Consider the following 19,122-nt stretch of genomic DNA (forward strand, 5'->3'; position numbering starts at 1 on the left):
CTGCCCTCAATTCACTGGGCGTCCACTGTCGTTGTGGTTTCGCCCGTCTCCTCGAACCCCAGTTCTTCAGCCTCATCGTCTCCTCGTGAGACCTTATAGTCAACGCGCTTGCCGTTTCTAATGACACCGACATTCACTTTTGTTGACCTAATGGCAACAATCGGTGCCGGTTTTGGCTCTGGAGCCACCTCAACGACGGGTTCCGGAGCGACTTCGACCACTTGCTCTTGGGTTTCGATTTTCTCTTCGACCCCCTCTAAGCGCTGGTTCACGCCGTCAGAAAGGCTTTGTATCAACGTTTCTAGGCTCGAAAAGCGTTCATCTTGTTCCGCTTTTTCGGCGTCTATCTGCAATTGCTCATTACGCGCGCGGATCAGATCATCCGCCGCATCTTGCTCGTTTAAATCTTTCGTCGTGATACGTTCAAGCTCTTCTAATTCGTTTGAGCCGACATTGCGCAGGGCCAGCGACAATACCCCGACATTTGCGCCAAGAACCAGTTTTTGCGCTTCAATCGTGTTGACTTCGAAAGTGACAGTGCGAACGACGCTAGGCTTATCCCGGCGCTCGTCGGCGACTTGGTCAATCGCCAAAACACGCACGCCTTGCAGCAGCACGTCAACATAGCGGCTTGACTTGCCGCCCCTGGTCAACATGACATCGACACGGTCGCCAGGTAGAACAAACCCGGCCACGCCCAAAACGTCATTCACGCGAATAGAAACAGCTTTCAAGCCGGGGGTCAGTGCCGCGGAAAGCTTCGCACGCTGGCCAGGCACCGTGATCTTTGATGCTAGGATCGGCTCTCCCAACTCGATTTGCGTCAAAGCAAAGCGCCGAGTCTCTTCCGTATCCCCAACCACCACATCTGAAATTTTGGAGAATGAACCTTCAGGTTTAATATTACTGGTCCATTCGATTTCTTGCAGAACATTTGCATCGATCAAATTACCAAAGGCCAACCGACGGTCCGCAACAACAATTGTGTTCTTGGGGGCCTTCGCCTCTTCCGCAGCCTTCTCTGCTTCGGCAAGCAGTCGACTTTCAAGATTGGCCTGGATGCTCGTTCTTTCGTTTTCCAACCATTGCTGAAATCCAAACACAGCAACGATGGCAATAATCACTGCCACCAACAAACTGGCTACGGTTGAAAACCTCATACGAACGTGCCTCCTTTCAGAAGCTTTGTGTAATTGTACTCAACGACGAAACTAAGAACCCAGCTTTCCGATCAAAAATCTTTCGGTCAGCCTTGCGCGGCCCATCGTTTCCAAATTCTAAACAATGTGCATGATGCGACCTTGCCGCATCATGCATTTGGCGTGTTGGCGCGAAATTGCGCCAACGCCATTAGGATGGCAATGAAGGCGGTCCGTCGAGGCCCGTGATCCAGTTAGACCATGCTTGCCATGCTGCGCCAAGGTTCTGGCCAAACGCCAAGATGGCCAAAACAACGGCTGCCGTCAAAAGACCAAGTAGGATGAGGTATTCTGTAAGTGCAAGCCCCTCCTCATCGGAACGAAGTCGAGCGTACAAACCCACCAAATAAGACTTAATATTCATTCTGTTACTCCAAGTACCCAAACGCTTGCTACCTCCTGACAGCAAGACCACTCGCGCCCGTCTCATTCTGAGACTAATTAGTATTCGAATTATTCGTATTTAACGAAACAATGCTACATCCGAGAAATTTATTATGTCAAATTTTTGCCAAACTTTTTTCACTATCGCACTGAAATATTTCAACAATCCTACATCTTGCGTCCAATTGTGTATGCTCAGTTAAAAAATATCCACCTATGAGATATAACATAAAATTTGATACACGCTAAACGGGAAAACTATCCTTTTGATTATTCACCGACGAATCAGCGTACAAGGATCGCTTCTTTGCGAATGAAGGCATCAAGAGTTCCATTTCCGCCGTAGCCGGTAATGTCTACGATCTCGATATCAATGGTATCGATCATCGGGCGCACCATGAACACCGTTGCATAAGCATTCACGAAGTAATCGTTGACCCCGCCCCCTTCGGCCACCGCCGACGCAGAATTACAATCGATGATCGCTGCGACAGTCAAACGACGGTCCGGTTCGGAAACGGGCAATTTAGCCGTCGGCGTATTGCCAATGCCGCACAAGGCCTCACCACTTTCGCTGTTGGCATTCGACGCGTTGGTTCCGGAACCCACATGGGGCACTTGATAGAAATAGTCGACACCACCGCCACTATCAGAAACACTCAATGCCGTTTCCTGTTCCCACAGATAAACGTCATATCGCGATGGTGTGGTGTTCACCGGATGCGAACTAACGGGCCATTCCCCGCCTGAAGTGTCGCTGGGTGGGTTATTCAAGTGACCATAGTTCTGATCCATATACACATCGATTGGCCAACCACCGGATCCAGACGCAGCACCGGCAACAACGCCTGCAGCACTCATCACGAAATCGTCCGGCAGGCCAAACACATCATCGGCAACCCCGTTATCGCCAAAGTGCGTCACCATGGGATCCCAACTGGTGACGCCTAAATTGATGTGATCGTCACCAATGGCCTCATCAATATTGCCATTGCCGCCGCCGTTTCCACCACCATTGCCGCCGCCACCGCCGCCGCCATTTGTTCGAACACATGAATTGATATTTGCGCCGTTCACCCCTGGACGAATGCCTTTCCGAACATTGACAGCAGGCATCCCATACGCAGCCGGCCAAGGTTCACCGCCGGGCTGTGTACCAATGGGCGAGTTCATATTGCCTTCGTAAATATCAAAACGCACATTATAGCCTTGCGCGATAGACTCTGCCGCGCCGGGTTTTGTGGTGACAATCCCTTCGGCAAAGCACCTAGGAACCTGCGCCCCTGCAAAATAATCGCGCAGCTCGTCCGCGCTCGAGGTGCCGTCAATGGAAAGAAAGCCAAAATTTCCGGGCGCCGCAGTCGAAGGCCCCTTGGGGTGAAGCTTAAAGATCCGCGCATGAAGATCGCCATTTGCAAACCCGGTTTGCAAAGCATCCCCTGCATAGCCTGCATCTTCCAACGGATTACAAATGAATAAGGGCGGAATGTCACAAATCGCCGACCTTGCCTGCGCCACAGCTATGGCTGCGACAGGGACGGTGTCTCGAAGCAGGTTTAAGGGATTAAAGAAGACTGTGGTTAAGTCACGGGATTGTACGTGCACATATACATACTGTGCCGATGGCCCATCGGTTGCGACGTTGGCAGCGACCCACGCCGTATCAATTGGTGTCAAATCGCTTGCTGGGATGTCTGAAAGGAAAATAACAGTGAATTCGTTGCCTTCAGTGTCTTCGTAGCGAAGATCAATATGTGCATCATCGCCAGACGTCGCCAACATGCTCACCGTATTGATGAGCCCGGTCGTACTCATTGCTGCTTGCGCTCTGGTGATCGCGTCATCACCGCCATCAAGTTCCCCTGCCCCGGCCAAAGCCACCGCATCCGCGGCAAGCGCTAGATCCGAATGCGCGTTGGTCACACGGCTCAAGTCGATGAGCAAAAGACCGAAACCCACAAACACTGGAAGTGAGATCAAACCTAAAACCAGAATGAAGCCGTCCGTCGCTTTAGCGAATAGTTTCATGACATACCTACAAAAAGCTAATCTCCCCCAAAGGGGTCCAATCCCTTAAATATTCACATAATTCTAGAGTTTTCTCAAGTTTACCAAAAAAAGCGGATGCAAATCGGACCCAAAGCAGACGCAACCATAATCACCGCGTAGGGCAATTTCCCAGACTTTTTGAACTCTGTCATGCGCGCAGCCCATGGGCTCTGTCCGTCAGTTGGCGCGCCGCCGTTCCAAAATCTCAATACCAGAAACGCAAGCAGCGAGATCAGCAAAAGGATCAGCACATAGGGCGCCGCACCGTCGACTCCAATAAACAGAGCCAAAACGAAATAAAGCTTTACGTCCCCTGCGCCCATCATTTTGGCGAGCCACATCACAAGCGCCACACCAAAGAAAAGCACTGCAACCAAAAGATCGGTTTCGACCGCCTCAAAACCGCGGGAGGCAAGCCACACACAATAGAGTGCAAGAAGAATAAGATTGCTTTGATTGGAAACTTTCAACGTACGAAAGTCGCGAACAGCAATCCAAATTAACAAGCATAAACATCCGACCTCAGCGAGAAGCTCGATGATGTTAAGCAAGGTCACTCTCAATCAGATCAGATTCCGCGCAGATCGCCCGGCGCTCGTTTAGGGAAGTTGACCGAATTGCGCAGCAGCTCAAGATTATTTGCAGCCCGTTCATTGCTTGGGTCGATCTCATAAGCGATGAGGAAGTGGCGTCGCGCGTTAATCAAATCGCCACGCAACAAGAGCGAGTATCCGTAGTTATTATGGTACTCAATCCGGTTACCAATGATTGGGCGCAATTTCTGATAAGCCGCGTCGGCCTTGTCGAAACGGCCAAGCATATCAGCTGAGGCCGCATAGCCCAACAGCGCCGCAGGATCGGCTGGCGTCACTTCAAGCGCTTTGTCAAATAGACGATAAGAACGGCCAAAGTTGCCCTCAGCAAACTGGATCTTCGCTGCGACCAAAGATTCATCATCTCGGTAGTAAGCACGATTTGCGTTATCCAGTTCAGAATTCACGCCGTCGTCAAAGGCACCATTAAAGCCTTCGCATCCCGACAAACCCAGTACCAATACTGCCGCAACAATAATACGCATTTTCTGTCCCAACCGAATTTGCTTCGGTGCTCTATAATTGTCTTGCCTACGCCCTTAACCTTAAGTCAACGACCCTGACGAGGCCAACGAATTCTCATTTTGAGAATTCTTTGTCACCGATTGCGATTATTTTGATACAATACATAATCATTTGCACAGGGCGCGTCAGCAATAAAATTTCGAACAAGAAACCTTTTGGGAAATAAACACCACGCGGCTAATGTGTTCTCAGCGCTTAGGTTTTGGTGGTTCAAATCAAACACAACAGAACAACGGTGGATTTAAAATGGTTTTTGGGCTGGGCAAAAATAAAAAAGTAAACGTTGATAAACCAAAAGATAAACAAGCCTCGCTTGAAGAGCCTGAGAATAATGCAGTGTCGTCCGCAGACACGCCCGCAAACGATCCAGCTAAAATATCAGACAATGCCTCGAAGGACATGGCGCTGCAGCCTGAAGAGCCGGCTGAAATGGATGAAACGCCGCCAGAAGCTCCCTCGCGCAAGGCGAACTTTCTACCGGGCGCTCAGCCAAAAACCATAGATGAGACCGGCCTGTCCCTGTCGTTCATTCTCAATCTCACATCAAAGATCCTGCACGAAGGCGGGACAATGACGCCAGCTCAGATCGCTGATGTCATTAAACTCCCGAAACTTGTCTGTCGGCAAATCCTGAAAGAAATGACAGCTCTGATGTTGGTGGAATCTCAGGGGCTAGAAAGCGCGGACGTTAAATCTGATATCAGATACAGCCTGACGGACCTTGGGAAAAAATGGGCCCTTGATGCACAGGCCGTGTCACAATACGTGGGCCCCGCCCCCGTCACACTTGAACAGTTTGAAGCTCAGGTTCAAACACAATCTATCAAACATGAAGAGGTGCATCGCGCGGAATTGGACGATGCGTTTTCTCACTTGGTGATCCCATCGGTGTTGAAAGCGCAACTCGGTCCCGCCGCCAATTCAGGCCGGTCGATGTTGCTGTATGGCGAACCTGGCAACGGCAAAACATCACTCGCAGAAGCGCTTGGTGAATCTTTCATCGATATCATTAGCGTGCCCTATGCCATCTTGGTCGGGAACCAAATCATACGCTTCTATGACGAAACCTTGCACGAGCCCGAAGAAGAATTTGCGAATTCCCGCGAACTAGATGCGCGCTGGGTCCCCTGTCGGCGACCTGTCGTCATCGCGGGCGGCGAACTCACGTTGGATATGTTGGATTTAAGATTTGAGGCCAACGCGCGTTACTATGAAGCGCCGATGCACCTAAAAGCGTTAGGAGGCGTTTTTGTTCTAGACGATTTCGGTCGCCAAAAGGAAGAACCGCAACAATATCTAAACCGCTGGATTGTTCCTTTGGAAAAAGGCTTCGATATTCTGTCCCTCCACACAGGTAAAAAGTTCCAGGTGAGCTTTGACCAACTTGTCGTTTTCTCTTCCAACATTCGCCCCGAAGATTTGGGCGACGATGCCGCACAAAGGCGAATCTATTTCAAAATCCATGTGCCGAGCCCCAGCCGAGAAGACTACATTCAAATCTTCAAAGACGTCTGCGACGCTCGTGATCTAAAGTGGCAGCCTGCTGTGATGGAGGAATTCTTTGAGAAACGCTATACGAAGGAACGTTTCATTACTTCTGGTGCACATCCGGGGTTCTTGGTGAACCACATTTTTGCAGCATGTCGCTACCTTGACCGGCCGCCAGAGCTAAACATGGAATTGTTAGACCTTGCTTGGCGTAACGTCTCAGCCAACCAACGCCGAACAGATTGACCGATTAATTGCCGTGCGTATCTGCCCAGATCGCGCGTTGAAGGTCAGCGTTATTCTTGATTGCACGATTGGTCCGTCTCAATCCAAAGGATTCCACAAGCGTCGGCGCGTCCCCAATAAGGGACCGACCAAGACCCGCACGGTTTCCTTCAATCTCAAAACCCAAAAGCTCTAAAAGCGTCGGATAGACATCCAGCAAAGTCCCTTCCCTAGCATTCACCCCGACCTCATCACCTAGCACAACGACATAGTTCCGACGGTCATCAGACACCGCGAGAAGTTCAGAATGAAGTGCATTTCTGAATGCGAGGTGGTCTGAAAGGAGCACGACCAATGTGTCGTCCTGAATCCCAAGCGCTTCAATCTCTTTCAGCAAACCGTTTACATGGGCGCCGCTGCACCTAATCGCAGCAACCAAAGGAAGCTCGCCCTTGCTTCCCAAGGCACAGTTCTGTTCGGGATATCCATCTGGCCCATGGGTCGAGAGCGTCAGCGTCGTCAACACGAAGGGCTTCTCTTGCCCCGCAAGCCAACGCAACTCCTCCGCCAATCTTTCAAACAACAGATCATCATCCATGCCCCAGACATTCGTCCGCGGTTCGTCCTCATACCCTGGATAGGATTCCAAGCCCTTCACACGCTGAAATCCATGGCTGCTAAAGAATGCACCTTTGGAAAAGATCGAGAGGGAGGACCCGTTGATATAGCTCGCGATATAACCTTCTTCGTTCAAAATATCGCCAAGACATCTAACCCCCATCAGAAAATCGGTTTCCTCAGGGATGACATCTATCTTGTCGTGAATCCGTCGCCTTGCGCTGAACACGCCGCGCGGCAGAAGAGGAACACCGCATTGCGAAGCGACGATGCCACCCGCCGTAAAAAACGAAGAATGAAGCTGAAGAAGGTTTGGGAACGCATAGCCCGCTTTCTCGAACTCAGAGAATTGCGCAAACGCTTCCTTTGAGACGTTCAATTGATGATATGTCCGCTCTAGGCTTTCAAGGTAGACCACGACGAGGTTTTTCTGAACCTCGGGAGACGCCTGAATCACTGGCGCCAATGCAAGAAGATCAGCCTCCAAAAGTGTTTGATCTGGGTGCGGAATAACGCTTCTGAATAGGAATTGCGTCAACGGGTTGCCAACAAACAAAATAAGTGTCGCGGCAATGATCGTCTTCTGACCAAGCGGAACGTATTTGATCATGAAGAAGCCACACAGAATAAGCCCCGCGGCTTTTGCAAAGATATCCCAGAATTCTTTTGCAAAACCCTCAAGCCCGACGGCAACCATTTCCGCCGTTCTGTTTTCGGCCACAGTGATCAAAATGCTCGCCACATCACCGACACCAAATGCGCTTTTCATAAATGCAAATGGCAACGTCACCAGTACGAGAGCGCACCAAATATAAAACACGGTTGCGCTGCGGCCGCGCGCACGAAAGGGTCGACGAAGGCTGGCCAAAGTCAGCACGAGGCAATGTAGACCTATGATCGGCACACCAGCCGCTTTCACAGTAGAGTTAAAGGTCAAACCTGGCACTGAAACAAATATTAACAAAGCCGCGAATGCCACAGAAACAAGGGCGACAAACACTTTCAATATAAGTTTTTTCAATCCGTTTTTGCCTCTCTCAACAATGAAAATTGTTCAGAAGTGCAACGAACCTACCAACAAATGAGCGATCGGTGTAAAGAAATTGCTTCTTAGCATAATAACTAAGAACCGCTGTTCCTGAACAGCCTCACTTGGCCGCCAATACTCGATAAAACGCGTGTCATACTAGCTAATGCCCATTTACGTCCGCAACCTACTATCGCCCTTGCAGCCGCTCGTTGCATTTTGGCGAACGGCGCCCTTGTTGCTCAAAAAGTGGTCTTTCTAATCGCTATTTTTTGATCTTTCAAAATGAACGTCGCTTAATAAGCATGCGTGACGCCTACCAGAGATGATAATCGATTTGGTCCGCATTTTTTGTTTATCGGTTACATGCCAAGAATAAACTGACGTTGTGACGTTCTCGGGAAAGAGTTATTCGCATGCGCATTGTTGGTTTGGATTTCACGCGAAGCCTCGCAATTTTCTTGGCTATGGCCTCTCATGCATTTAACGAGGCGGGACTATACACTTACCTGCCAGCAGAGCTGAGTTTTTACCTTAAGATCTGCATGCAATTGGCGCCGCCAGTTTTTATTGTCTTGTTTGGCGTAATGCTTGAACTTGTTTACCTTCCGCGCATGGAATCAGGCAGAGCCGCTGCTGTAAGCGCTCGGCTTTGGACTCGGGCCCTCCAGTGTTGGCTGCTTTATGCGATCTCAATATTTGTACTGTTTCTCGTTAGAGATGACTACTCTCTCATGTTTAGTCTGTCCTGCATCTTCTTCATGGGAAACTCGCCATATACTGAGATTCTAAAACTCTATACTGTTTTACTTTTTCTGTCCCCGTTATTGATCTTAATACGCATCCGGTTTGGCCTTGGTTTGTGTATTTTATTCGCAATCGCATATCAGATCGCCTGGCCAATTGGGAACGGGCTCGCGCACGCAATGGCTGATGAAAACGCACCAATTCAGTTCGTCCGGTTTGTGAAATTCATTACTGGATTTGGTGATACTCGGGTTGCTGGCCCATCCGTCTTGCACGGGGTCTCTTTAATGGTTGCCGGCTGGGCGTTAACTGCTCTGCTTCGCAAGGCGATTTTAGCGCAAAGCCCGAGGGCATCGACGTTGAAAACGTTTGAATTCGATCGTCAGAAACTCAAATTGTTCTTTGGTTTATCGTTCGCATTCACAGTACTTACATTCTTTGCTCTACCATCGAGCTACATATCCGGCATCCCAAATATGGAGCTTAGGATGATGAGCCATCCCGTTTACTTTATTTGCGGTACATCGGTCGCTTATGCGACAGCCATTTTTTTGGTTATGGTCTTCGACTCATGGAAATTCGGGAGCCGCGAGCTGTTGAACAAACTTAGCTTTTTTGGACGCACGAGTTTGTTCACTTTCGCTTGGGGAAACATCTTACTCTATCTAATCAACCTGACGCCGGACGGCCCCGCCGAAACCAAAATATACGCACTTTCGTTGACATTATCTATCGTTCTAATGAGTTACGGGTTTGACGTTCTTAACAAAAAATCTTCCTGGCTAGCAGACGCAATTTCTTGGTTTTTGCGACCTTTCGAGGTCCGCGTGAAGACCTACTTCGAAAAAAATCAGTCGGAATTTCAATCAAATTAATTTGGCGCCAACCCACTCAGTTTTCAATCATGCTTGAAAAATCAAACTTCACAGAAATTGGACATCCCATGGCGCAAAAAGCCATTAAGCTTCATATCGGCGCTCACAAGACCGCAACGACGTACCTTCAGCAGTATTTTAGCTACAATCGCGCCGTTCTCGCCAGAAACGGAGTCGCATATTGGCCAAGAGAAAACGTGCGTGATGTTGTGAAGTTGTCTTGGGAACAAAGCAAACGCAGGCGCAGCAGCCTACGGGGGCGTCTGGCTTCGTTCATTTTTGGAGATCAAATGTCAGTGCGCATGAAACCATGGTTTTCCATTGAAAGGGACGTATTGCTTTCAGAAGAAAACCTAATTGGCGAAGGGGCTGACTTCTTAGGTGATCAGTTTTATTCAGAGTGCGCTAATCGCCTGTCTTGGTTGAAAAAGGCCATCCCATCAGATCGCCAGCTTGAGGTGTGGCTATGCATTCGCAGCTACCCCGATTTTTTTGCATCGATGTATGGGGAAGCGGCTCGTTTCTGGCCCATGCCGACACCAGAGCAATATGCCAATCGATATGAGGATGCCGCTGGCCGTTGGCCCTCATTGATTGATCAAATTCGCAAGGCCTTGCCGAATGCAAATTTGATCGTTTGGGCGTATGAAGATTTTCGCGACTTAGAACCCAGAATAATAAAGGGTATGACGGGCGTCGATCAAAAGCTTTTACGTCCACTTCAGCAGGTAGATGTGAGACCAAGTGCATCAAACAGAGCAGTAAGGGAAATTGTGGCTTTACCCAGCGATATCCAAGGGCCGGAACGCATGATGCGCATGCTAGAACTTGAAGAGCTTTACCCCCCAAAAGATAAATCTGATCGGTTTTCGCCATGGACGCCAGAACAGTGCGAGAAACTGGAGGCTGCTTGGCAAAAAGACAGAGCCGATCTCGCGGCACGCAGCGACGTGACCTTCTTGCATACCTCCAAAGGTAAGAAAGACGATGGGTGAGACGCGATCGCGCTTGATGAAAGGGGCGCTTTGGATTGCGATTGGCCGCCTGTTGGCCAATGCTCTGGGTTTGATTAGTACTCTCATTCTGGCGCGTATTCTTGTGCCAGAGGATTTCGGACTCGTCGCGATTTCAACCGCATTCATGGCGATCTTGACCTCGATAACGGATATGCCCGTGTCCGAGGCTTTGATCCAACACAAGGACCCCAAGAAGGACCACTTTCATACGGCATTTACGATCTCAGCGATACGCGGTGCTATTATCGGTCTGGCCATGGTATTCTGCGCTGGACCAGTTGCTCAATTCTACGGTGACGAGCGCTTACGTGAGATTTTACAGGTTTTAGCGCTCGGTGTGTTTCTGCTTTCGTTGTTGAACCCACGTTTGATCCTCTTTCAACGCGAGCTCGTATTCCATCAGATCTTCATTATGCAGATCAGTGAGAAAGCCGTTGGCTTTATTGCAGCGGTTGCAGTTGCATTGATTTACCAGAGTTATTGGGCATTGATCATCGGCGCTCTCGCCTCTGAAATGACCCGCGTTCTTTTGTCTTATGTATTAAGACCATTCCTCCCACGTTTCACGCTACTGCATTGGCGAGAACTCCTTTCGTTTTCGATTTGGCTCACACTTGGAAACTGCGCGCAGGCATTGAACTGGCGGGCAAACCCGCTTGTATATGGGGCCGTTTTACCAACCAATTTTATGGGGCTTTATGGATTTGGTAACCGTGTGACAGGAGTATTATTCGACCAGTTGGACCAGCCAATTCGGCAAACGCTTTACCCAGCATTTTCTCGGCTAAATTCAGATATACCCGCATTGGGCCGCGCGTATTTGCGGGCCCAAGGGATCCTTTGCCTCGTCGTTTTTCCATTTGCGACCGCAATCATTTTTCTGGCGGCACCCTTGGTCACAATCGCTGTTGGCGACAAATGGTTACTCGCTGTCCCCGTTATTCAAATTCAAGCGATGATGTCCGCTGCTCAATCAATGGTGGCCTTGCAACCGATCGCAATGGCGACGGATAATACCAAGAAGCTTTTTTATCGCTCGGTTCGAGTGATCATTGTCAGATGGCCAATCGTTGGCATTGCAATATGGGTCGCATGGCCTTTCGGACCCAATAACGTGTTGATCGCCGCGATGCTCGGGTCTTTGGTCGCCACTGCAGTCAACGTGGTCTGGAATATGACTCTTGTTCGCAGCATCGCAGAGATACCTTTACGCAATCAACTTGGATTAGGCCTGCGCCCGGTCTTAGCATGTATCGCAACAGCCTTGGTCTTATCGGGTTTAGGGACAATGCTTCCAATGACTCAGTCGTCACTTATCGGCCAATTCCTACAACTTCTTGCGTTCGCCTTTGCGGGCCTGGCTTGTTATGCCATTTCCATCGCAATTTTGTGGCGCGTGCATGGAAAGCCAAAAAGCGCAGAAGTTGATTTAACTGAGATGATAGTTGGCTTTTATAGGAAATTGCAAAAGCGCCTAAAGATGCAGTCATAGTTTTACGACTGTTTTCGGTGCTTACATATTTTTTTCAATCCAACGCTCGCAAACGCGATAAAACTCGATGTCTTGTGAATACCAGTGCTGCAAATTGGTTTTTGCTTTGTCTGAAAGAGGCGGTGTCGCGCTATAATCGTTGGCATGAGCCTTCTTCTTTCCTTTGGAAAAATCGAACTCATTCTGCAATTCTGTAAGTCCCGCTCTTTCGAGGAATTTCGACAAATCGGATGCAAAATTTTCTTGGCGAATAATTGCCAGCGGCGGACGAACATCAAAAATGCCACCGCACATAAAGAACCAGTCAATCTGATTTTGGGCAGTGTGCCTAATGGAAGTAATTGCTTGCATCGCCTTGGAGCCAATATGACTGTCTTCGAAAAGGCTTTCGGCTAAGTCATTGGCATGTTCGAATTCTTGGAATGCGAAGGCTTCGTGTTCGGTCCATTCAAAGAACATCCGCGGCTGCCCTTTGCGTTTCCTGCTATAAAATCCGCTATAGAACCGAGATATGGGTTCGCGGATCGAGAAAAAATAGTCGGCTTCAACCGGAATGTCTTTTAGCGCATCGTCGTGGAAGCACTTGTGAAGCACGTTGCCTTTGGTTTCATTTATCTTTTTAATCACATCGCCAATCTGAGTACCGGCACATTTTCCGATATGCAGGAAAAATATTTGTTTAGGGTCTGGCGATACCTTGCGGCTTACCCCCCCCAGTAGATCACGCAAAAAGTTCGAACTTGGGTTCATCAGAAGGCTGCCTTTCAATCTGGCTTTAATTGTTTACGGTCAAAAATTTTCAGCCCATGAGTCCACCAGTAGATTCGGCGTCGCAACCGAAGCATGCGACCGCGGTCATCGACTTTGGTCTGCAAATGTTCAAGCTTGTTTTCGGTAATCTCCTTTAGCTTTTGATCGCTCAAGCTCTCCCCTAGCCAAGTCAGTAGCGGCCGGAAGCCATCAGCGTTTCTCTTAAAATCCGCATGATCGATCAAAAAAGCGCGATCGCCTAACTCTGTTGCGCTCAAATTGAAACGGCTATTCGAACTTTCGATGCATTGTCGAAGGTTCCCAAGATCCTTGCGATAGCGCCACCATCCCGAGCGCGCCACCTCGCGCCAATTTCGCGTGTTAAAAATGAACCGGGAATCCGGGAATTCTCGGGCCATGAAATCAATGACCTTTGCATAGTCCGCATCCGAAATATCCTCAGTAGTATAGCGGATCTCTTTAAATCCGATAACACGCGTATTGTCAGGCGGGCAGAGTATATCTTGGACAAATACTCTGCTCAGTTGTTTAGACACAGAGTTTGGGCTAACCTCTGTGATCCCGAACCAGGGTGCTTTGGACGAAAGATTGAACTGCGACTGGACCGCATGGGCGTCTTCCAGATCTTTGGAAATAACGGCAAATTTGCTCAGAATGCCATTGTTTTCACCGCGAATTACGAAGCCGTCGATGCTGTTAAGCAAATTCATCAAAACAGTGGACCCGGACCGGCCATAGGTGATCACGAATAAATACTGCATCTAATTACCTTCTAAAACTAATCTGCGCTGTCTTTCATCCCGAACCAGCTTTCAAATGATTGGGAAAATCAATGGCAATCCAGCAGCCTCGACTTGTCACATTTCATAATTGCGTATCAGAAATGCGAAAAGACAGACCAACTTCAGAGCGCACCACACGTGGCGGTCATTCTGAGCGCTTGTGCCCAGTAAACCAGCACTTGCTCAAGCATCGGCCTCTGAATTTGGCAAAGCACGACTATTCGTCTCATAGGTTTCATAAAACAGTTTCAGGCATCGAATGATACTGCCAAAAAAATACTGCTTATTCGATTCTGGCCTAACCCGATTTTCAAAGAACTTAGGCCAAGACGTTCTATGACGGATTGAATTTATGGGACTTACAGAAAAGCCAGCCTCATTTCCGCCTGTAACCGCGGAGCCGATCAAAATGGAACGCCCTCGATATGGCGCAGTGATCCGCGCCTATCAATGTACGCCATTGTTAGAAGAAGTTGTCAAAGGGCTACGTGCGCAGACTGCGCCTCCTGAACATATTCTGATCGTTGATAGCTCGGGTTCCGCAGAAACAGCGGCAGAATTTGAAAATCTCGGTGCAATCGTCGTGCCCTACCCCGAGGGCGACTTTAACTATTCTCGCGCGATCAATGTTGGCGCTGTGGCAAACCCGTCTCCATTGACGCTTATTATATCAAGTCATGTGCTGCTTGGTGCTGAGTTGATTGAAAGAGGTTGGTGCGATGCACAGGCACGCGGACTTGAAATTGTATATTGGCTTCCGCCAAATCCAGGCCAGGTTGGAGATCTCAGCTACGTCTTGGACCGGAAGAATTTCGACGGGCGCAATGGCATTTCAAATACGGCGGCCTTGATCCCCACTCAGCGCATCATCGATCGCCCTTACCGCGAAGAAGTGTTCTCCGCCGAAGATCAAGAATGGTCTCGCTACTATTACAAAGCCTTCGGGCGCGGCAGCTGGCGGGTTGAAACACCGGAAATGAGATACCTGAATCCCAATCATGGCGAAGATGTTTGGAGCCATGAAAAGCTACTGAACGAAGAACTGGCGATTGGGCATTTCGTAAATCGCCGCCTCATCATGCCGGACCGCATCATTGCGCGCATTCTGCGCGGTGTCTTGGCGACGGTTCGCCGTCGGCCCGAACGCGCAAAGATGCATTTCGGCATGGCGCGCGCGCTCTTCATAGCCAATTTCAAACAACCTGCCGCACAATCTCGCTATTTTTAATCTGTCGAGCCGACGGCTTCGGAGACCAAGACAATGCCAAACGAAGAAACAATTGAATTGGTCTGCGTGACGGATGCGAATTACGCTCCGCATTTCTCTGCGCTTTTGAAATCAATTGAAACTCACAAAGGCCCAGAGAACCTGCGGGTACATGCCATATTGGATAGCGTTGGCTCGGACCTGCTGGCCCAAATTCGTGCAGCGTCTCCGGCTCTTGAAGTCATCGATTACCATGTCGACAGCCACCCTGCTCTGAACTTGCCACCGATCATGCATATTAGTCGCGCAACATATTTGCGGCTGATTATGACTGAGATGCTGCCGCCAGAAATCGACCGGGTCCTTTATCTCGATATCGATATGTTGGTCACACGAAACCTTTTGCCGCTTTGGCGAAGTGACATGCACGGCTACCCTGTTGCTGCCGTTCAAGATCATAATCTGTCGGCGACAAAACTGGCGAACACCTTCGGACTGCCCGGAGAAGGCAGGTACTTCAACGCAGGTATGTTGCTTGTCGATTTGAAAGCAGAGCGTGCGAACGGATACTTAACCAAAGCGCTGGATTGCCTTATCGCAAACCCGAGTGTCTATGAATTTGCGGATCAAGATGCCCTAAATCAGGTGCTCTGGCAGAATTGGACTATTCTGGACAACACGTGGAATTTCCAGCGGGCCTTTGTGAATGACAATCAAATCTATCGCGACTCTGGCACAGATCAACAAAACCTGCCAGGCATCATACATTTCACAGAACGCTGGAAACCGTGGAAGTCTGATGAATGGCATCCCTATGCCTGGCTGTATTGGAAATACCTACGGCAAACACCCTTCTTCGATGAGATCCGCAAACGCGACCGCATTGGATACGGTCGGTTGCTTAAGTTCTGGCTAAAGTATCAGCTCGCAATCTTGCGCAGCCGGGTTGCAGCTTCTTGATGTTTGACCGTTCTCCCTCTCCATTGCGCGCGATCTCGCAAACGGAAAGTGACATGATCCGGTCAATGCGGGTGATCTGCATCTTTCTGATGATCTATGCCCATGTAGACACCAGCGGCGCAGCGTCCATCATCAACACCGGCGCATATAGCTGGGTGTCGGAGTATTGGATTGACTTCCTTGCCCGTGCGAGCGTTGCGACGCTTAGTTTTGTCAGCGGCTTCCTGTCAATCGCTGCGATTAACTCCGGCCGGGTACTCCCCTTTATTCAAAGTCGGTTTGTAACACTGATCATTCCGATGGCGTTCTGGAACATGACGTTCATCGCGATGGCCGTCGCCGCTGCTTATGTTGGCGTGCATAGTTCCGCGCTTGACTATTTTCGTGATGCAGATGCTTGGACCTATATTAACGCCCTCACAGGTTTAGGGTCAGAACCGGTCAGTCAGTCCCTTTTCTTTCTAAGGGACCTTTTTGTGAGCTCCATTTTGCTTGCGGTCACATGGCCCCTTCTTCGCCATGCGCTTATCCCAGTCATTATATTACTGTGCGCTGCAGCCATTTTTGACGCCTTGGAGCCGGTCATTTTTCGTCCAACGGTACCACTCTTTTTGTTCGCGGGCTGCATGGCCCGTATCTACGGGCTTTCTCTCGAAAGCATCGCCAGACATTTTGGCGTGCTTGTTGGGGCGGTCCTCCTTTTGATTGTCAGCTTATTTTTGGACTCCGCGCAATTTGATAGTGCAGCATCAGAAGAGGTCGCCAATATCATAAAAAGAGTGGCGCTTACGGTCTTCGTTATATTTGTCGCGGAACGAGTAAGCAGAACCCCATTGCAGGCGCACTTTGCAAAGTTTGAGCCGCACGCTTACCTGACATACCTCAGTCACGCACGTAGTATTTCCGTTTTGCACTTGCTGCTTGGCTTGAAACCTATGTCGTCGGGCTTTCTGATTTTCTTCTTCGTTGCACCAATCGCGTCATTTGCGATTGCTGTCATCATCAGGAAGGCTCTTTCAGTCTTACCAAACTGGGTATCGATCCTGATGCAAGGCAAGGGCAAGGGCAGACTTCGTTCACCAAAAGCGCGACCGGCCTAGCGACCTCATATGGGCTGAGCGGGCGCTTTTCCCGATTCGGGGATTATTTCGAATAGGCAATTAATGAAAACCAAAATGCGGCATTGCAGCATTATTGTTAACAACGGCCAAAATTCTGAAAATTTTTAGTTTTTTAACCGCATCCAAATTGAGCAAAAAACCATTCAAACCTGTTTAAAAATATGACTTTAGACCTTTTTTGGCCTTATTTTTGCCGCCATTCGCATCTGTGCACTTGGCTGCTTTTGACACTTAAACGACACTTAAGAGGACTAAAGAAATTCTGCACTGCAAAACGATCTTTCAACGACTTCCTATTTAGGAGTTCATCATGGCATTTGACCTTGTAAGAGATACTGGTGTCGGCACTTGGCAACCAAGTAATATTAAACGTCCAGCCCGCGTGGCCAAACAGAGAAACGAGCGCCAGCCGGTTGGCGGTCGGCTAAAGCGGGTCTTCGACGTCTCTGCCTCTGTTTTCTTGATTATTTCATTGTTCCCGCTTTTGCTTGGCCTCATCATCATGCTGCGCCTGACAGATCGTGGGCCGTTGTTCTATGGTCATGAGCGCATCGGTCACAACGGTCGTAAGTTCCAGTGTTTGAAATTTCGTTCCATGGCGGTGAATGGCGACGCCATTCTTGCGGCATATCTGCGCGACAATCCTGATCAACGCAAAATCTGGGAAGAAGAACGCAAACTTGACGACGACCCGCGTGTTACCCCGATGGGCGCGATCTTGCGTAAACTCAGCCTTGATGAGCTTCCACAAATTATCAACGTTTTGCGCGGCGACATGAGTCTCGTTGGCCCCCGCCCGGTGACACTTGGCGAACTGGATAAATATAGCAGTTCTCGTTCCCACTATTTGATGACACGGCCAGGTATCACCGGGCTATGGCAGATTTCCGGTCGTTCAGACACGTCGTTCCAGCAACGAGTTTGCATGGACCGGCTTTACGTCAGCAACTGGACCATGCTGACTGATCTGAAAATTCTGATCATGACTTTGCCAGCCGTAATTCTCGCCAAAGGCGCACGTTGACTTGACCATAAAAAGACCGCGAGCCATCGCGACATTACTACTGGCCTGGCTGTGCTTTGGCGCAACGCTGGCCAATTCAGAAGAAATCAATACCGGAGACAGTTTAGACATCGCTGTTTTCGAATGGGATCGTGAAGCCGGCGCTATCCGGTCTTGGGAAACGATCAACAACGAATACACGGTCGCAGAAGACGGGATCTTATATTTCCCATTCATCGACGGTGGGATCGTTGCGGTAGGCTTAGATACCAACGAGTTGGCGAGTTCTCTTTCTAGCAGGCTCCTTGAAAGCCTCAGCTTGCCTGATCTTCCGGCGGTTCAAATCAAACAAAGTTCCACCGAGCCGGTTTCGGTTTATGGGTTTGTGCGCAATACCGGGCGCTTTGACATTCGACCGGGCCAGACAATCCGAGAGATATTTGTCGCAGCCGGCGGATCGCCGATCGCGTTGAATGCAAATCCTGGGCTGGAGCTCTCTGAATTAACACAACGGCTAGACGTTCTTCAGTCGCGGCGCACCATACTATCGGCAAGACTGGCGCGACTGCGCGCGGAAGGCGAAGGCGCGGCGACGCTGGATTTACCAGAAGATGTTGATCCAGAGGTCGCCGAGAAACAGAAACGCGAAGAAAAGGTTTTCAGCCTCAACCGTGAACGCACCGAGAGGCAGACCCAACTCCTCGAAGGTAGAATAGGTCTTTTGACCGGCGAAATCGGCTCGTTGCAGACACAGCTTAAAAACCTCAGCCTCCAACTGGAACTTGCACAAGAGCAGCTCGATAACATCAACCAACTCGCGGATCGCGGGCTTGCGGTGAACGCGCGCCAGCTTGATGCTTTGTCTTTGGTGAGCAATTTGGAAACGCGACAATTGACACTTCAACTTGCAGTCACCGAAGCACGCCAAAACCTATCTGTTGCCGAACTCGATCTGGTCGACGCTCAATCGGGTGCATCCGCTTCAAGACTTGTGGCGGCTCAAGATGTCGAGAACCAACTGCTGTTATTGGAAGATCAAT

General features: G+C 49.5%; 17 protein-coding genes. 9 read left to right on the forward strand and 8 right to left on the reverse strand.

Annotated features, from left to right (window positions below):
* Window positions 1-11: 11 nt before the first annotated feature.
* The 5 genes from cpaB to TA5113_RS12695 all read right to left on the reverse strand — a co-directional run bounded on the left by cpaB (window position 12) and on the right by TA5113_RS12695 (window position 4,710).
* A complete protein-coding gene (gene cpaB, locus TA5113_RS12675; RefSeq protein ID WP_058316753.1) occupies window positions 12-1,160 on the reverse strand; it encodes a Flp pilus assembly protein CpaB in 1,149 nt (382 codons plus the stop codon).
* Window positions 1,161-1,350: 190 nt separating this feature from the next.
* Window positions 1,351-1,563, reverse strand: coding sequence for a Flp family type IVb pilin (locus tag TA5113_RS12680; protein ID WP_058316512.1), 213 nt, complete (start codon window positions 1,561-1,563; stop codon window positions 1,351-1,353).
* 305 nt (window positions 1,564-1,868) lie between these two features.
* Window positions 1,869-3,611 carry a pilus assembly protein TadG-related protein gene (locus TA5113_RS12685; RefSeq protein WP_058316513.1) on the reverse strand — a complete coding sequence of 581 codons (1,743 nt, stop codon included), beginning with the start codon at window positions 3,609-3,611 and terminating at the stop codon, window positions 1,869-1,871.
* Between the two features lie 80 nt (window positions 3,612-3,691).
* Window positions 3,692-4,138: a prepilin peptidase gene (locus TA5113_RS12690; protein WP_165589420.1), complete on the reverse strand. Its 447-nt coding sequence runs from the start codon at window positions 4,136-4,138 to the stop codon at window positions 3,692-3,694.
* A 62-nt stretch (window positions 4,139-4,200) separates the two neighbouring features.
* Complete coding sequence (locus tag TA5113_RS12695) at window positions 4,201-4,710, reverse strand: tetratricopeptide repeat protein (RefSeq protein ID WP_058316515.1); 510 nt, start codon at window positions 4,708-4,710, stop codon at window positions 4,201-4,203.
* A 439-nt stretch (window positions 4,711-5,149) separates the two neighbouring features.
* Between TA5113_RS12695 and TA5113_RS12700 the strand changes: the two genes are divergently transcribed.
* Window positions 5,150-6,484 carry a DUF8689 domain-containing protein gene (locus TA5113_RS12700; RefSeq protein ID WP_131726487.1) on the forward strand — a complete coding sequence of 445 codons (1,335 nt, stop codon included), beginning with the start codon at window positions 5,150-5,152 and terminating at the stop codon, window positions 6,482-6,484.
* Between the two features lie 4 nt (window positions 6,485-6,488).
* Here the strand turns inward: TA5113_RS12700 and TA5113_RS12705 are convergent, their stop codons facing one another.
* A complete protein-coding gene (locus tag TA5113_RS12705; RefSeq protein ID WP_058316517.1) occupies window positions 6,489-8,102 on the reverse strand; it encodes an LTA synthase family protein in 1,614 nt (537 codons plus the stop codon).
* 422 nt (window positions 8,103-8,524) lie between these two features.
* Between TA5113_RS12705 and opgC the strand changes: the two genes are divergently transcribed.
* From opgC to TA5113_RS12720, 3 genes are read left to right on the forward strand one after another with little or no spacing between them, the layout of a single operon-like run.
* Window positions 8,525-9,730: an OpgC domain-containing protein gene (gene opgC, locus TA5113_RS12710; RefSeq protein WP_058316518.1), complete on the forward strand. Its 1,206-nt coding sequence runs from the start codon at window positions 8,525-8,527 to the stop codon at window positions 9,728-9,730.
* Between the two features lie 29 nt (window positions 9,731-9,759).
* The gene (locus TA5113_RS12715) at window positions 9,760-10,725 is read left to right on the forward strand and encodes a hypothetical protein (RefSeq protein WP_058316519.1); all 966 of its coding nucleotides are present in this window, start codon (window positions 9,760-9,762) and stop codon (window positions 10,723-10,725) included.
* Between the two features lie 16 nt (window positions 10,726-10,741).
* Complete coding sequence (locus tag TA5113_RS12720) at window positions 10,742-12,238, forward strand: lipopolysaccharide biosynthesis protein (RefSeq protein ID WP_245627205.1); 1,497 nt, start codon at window positions 10,742-10,744, stop codon at window positions 12,236-12,238.
* A gap of 21 nt (window positions 12,239-12,259) precedes the next feature.
* Here the strand turns inward: TA5113_RS12720 and TA5113_RS12725 are convergent, their stop codons facing one another.
* Both TA5113_RS12725 and TA5113_RS12730 read right to left on the reverse strand, forming a co-directional pair.
* Window positions 12,260-12,988 (reverse strand): sulfotransferase family 2 domain-containing protein, encoded by a 729-nt coding sequence (locus TA5113_RS12725; protein ID WP_058316756.1) that lies wholly within the window; start codon window positions 12,986-12,988, stop codon window positions 12,260-12,262.
* Between the two features lie 14 nt (window positions 12,989-13,002).
* A complete protein-coding gene (locus TA5113_RS12730; RefSeq protein ID WP_058316522.1) occupies window positions 13,003-13,770 on the reverse strand; it encodes a sulfotransferase family protein in 768 nt (255 codons plus the stop codon).
* A 373-nt stretch (window positions 13,771-14,143) separates the two neighbouring features.
* Between TA5113_RS12730 and TA5113_RS12735 the strand changes: the two genes are divergently transcribed.
* From TA5113_RS12735 to TA5113_RS12755, 5 genes are all read left to right on the forward strand, one after another.
* A complete protein-coding gene (locus TA5113_RS12735) occupies window positions 14,144-15,019 on the forward strand; it encodes a glycosyltransferase family 2 protein (protein ID WP_058316523.1) in 876 nt (291 codons plus the stop codon).
* A gap of 33 nt (window positions 15,020-15,052) precedes the next feature.
* Entirely contained in the window at window positions 15,053-15,958 is a 906-nt protein-coding gene (locus TA5113_RS12740; protein WP_058316524.1) for a glycosyltransferase family 8 protein, read from the forward strand.
* 65 nt (window positions 15,959-16,023) lie between these two features.
* Window positions 16,024-17,058 (forward strand): acyltransferase family protein, encoded by a 1,035-nt coding sequence (locus tag TA5113_RS12745; protein WP_258953937.1) that lies wholly within the window; start codon window positions 16,024-16,026, stop codon window positions 17,056-17,058.
* A 331-nt stretch (window positions 17,059-17,389) separates the two neighbouring features.
* Window positions 17,390-18,103, forward strand: coding sequence for a sugar transferase (locus tag TA5113_RS12750; RefSeq protein ID WP_082625979.1), 714 nt, complete (start codon window positions 17,390-17,392; stop codon window positions 18,101-18,103).
* Between the two features lies 1 nt (window position 18,104).
* On the forward strand, window positions 18,105-19,122 hold a 1,018-nt coding region (locus tag TA5113_RS12755; RefSeq protein ID WP_058316757.1), incomplete at its 3' end, for a polysaccharide biosynthesis/export family protein.

Source organism: Cognatishimia activa (genome assembly GCF_001458335.1).
In the GTDB taxonomy this organism is placed as follows: domain Bacteria; phylum Pseudomonadota; class Alphaproteobacteria; order Rhodobacterales; family Rhodobacteraceae; genus Cognatishimia; species Cognatishimia activa.

Bases quoted from the DNA above. Each gene is read 5' to 3' on its own strand.
- cpaB (WP_058316753.1), bottom strand. From the start codon at position 1,160: ATGAGGTTTTCAACCGTAGCCAGTTTGTTGGTGGCAGTGATTATTGCC.
- TA5113_RS12680 (WP_058316512.1), bottom strand. From the start codon at position 1,563: ATGAATATTAAGTCTTATTTGGTGGGTTTGTACGCTCGACTTCGTTCC.
- TA5113_RS12685 (WP_058316513.1), bottom strand. From the start codon at position 3,611: ATGAAACTATTCGCTAAAGCGACGGACGGCTTCATTCTGGTTTTAGGT.
- TA5113_RS12695 (WP_058316515.1), bottom strand. From the start codon at position 4,710: ATGCGTATTATTGTTGCGGCAGTATTGGTACTGGGTTTGTCGGGATGC.
- TA5113_RS12700 (WP_131726487.1), top strand. From the start codon at position 5,150: ATGGCGCTGCAGCCTGAAGAGCCGGCTGAAATGGATGAAACGCCGCCA.
- opgC (WP_058316518.1), top strand. From the start codon at position 8,525: ATGCGCATTGTTGGTTTGGATTTCACGCGAAGCCTCGCAATTTTCTTG.
- TA5113_RS12715 (WP_058316519.1), top strand. From the start codon at position 9,760: ATGCTTGAAAAATCAAACTTCACAGAAATTGGACATCCCATGGCGCAA.
- TA5113_RS12720 (WP_245627205.1), top strand. From the start codon at position 10,742: ATGAAAGGGGCGCTTTGGATTGCGATTGGCCGCCTGTTGGCCAATGCT.
- TA5113_RS12725 (WP_058316756.1), bottom strand. From the start codon at position 12,988: ATGAACCCAAGTTCGAACTTTTTGCGTGATCTACTGGGGGGGGTAAGC.
- TA5113_RS12730 (WP_058316522.1), bottom strand. From the start codon at position 13,770: ATGCAGTATTTATTCGTGATCACCTATGGCCGGTCCGGGTCCACTGTT.
- TA5113_RS12735 (WP_058316523.1), top strand. From the start codon at position 14,144: ATGGGACTTACAGAAAAGCCAGCCTCATTTCCGCCTGTAACCGCGGAG.
- TA5113_RS12740 (WP_058316524.1), top strand. From the start codon at position 15,053: ATGCCAAACGAAGAAACAATTGAATTGGTCTGCGTGACGGATGCGAAT.
- TA5113_RS12745 (WP_258953937.1), top strand. From the start codon at position 16,024: ATGCGGGTGATCTGCATCTTTCTGATGATCTATGCCCATGTAGACACC.
- TA5113_RS12750 (WP_082625979.1), top strand. From the start codon at position 17,390: ATGGCATTTGACCTTGTAAGAGATACTGGTGTCGGCACTTGGCAACCA.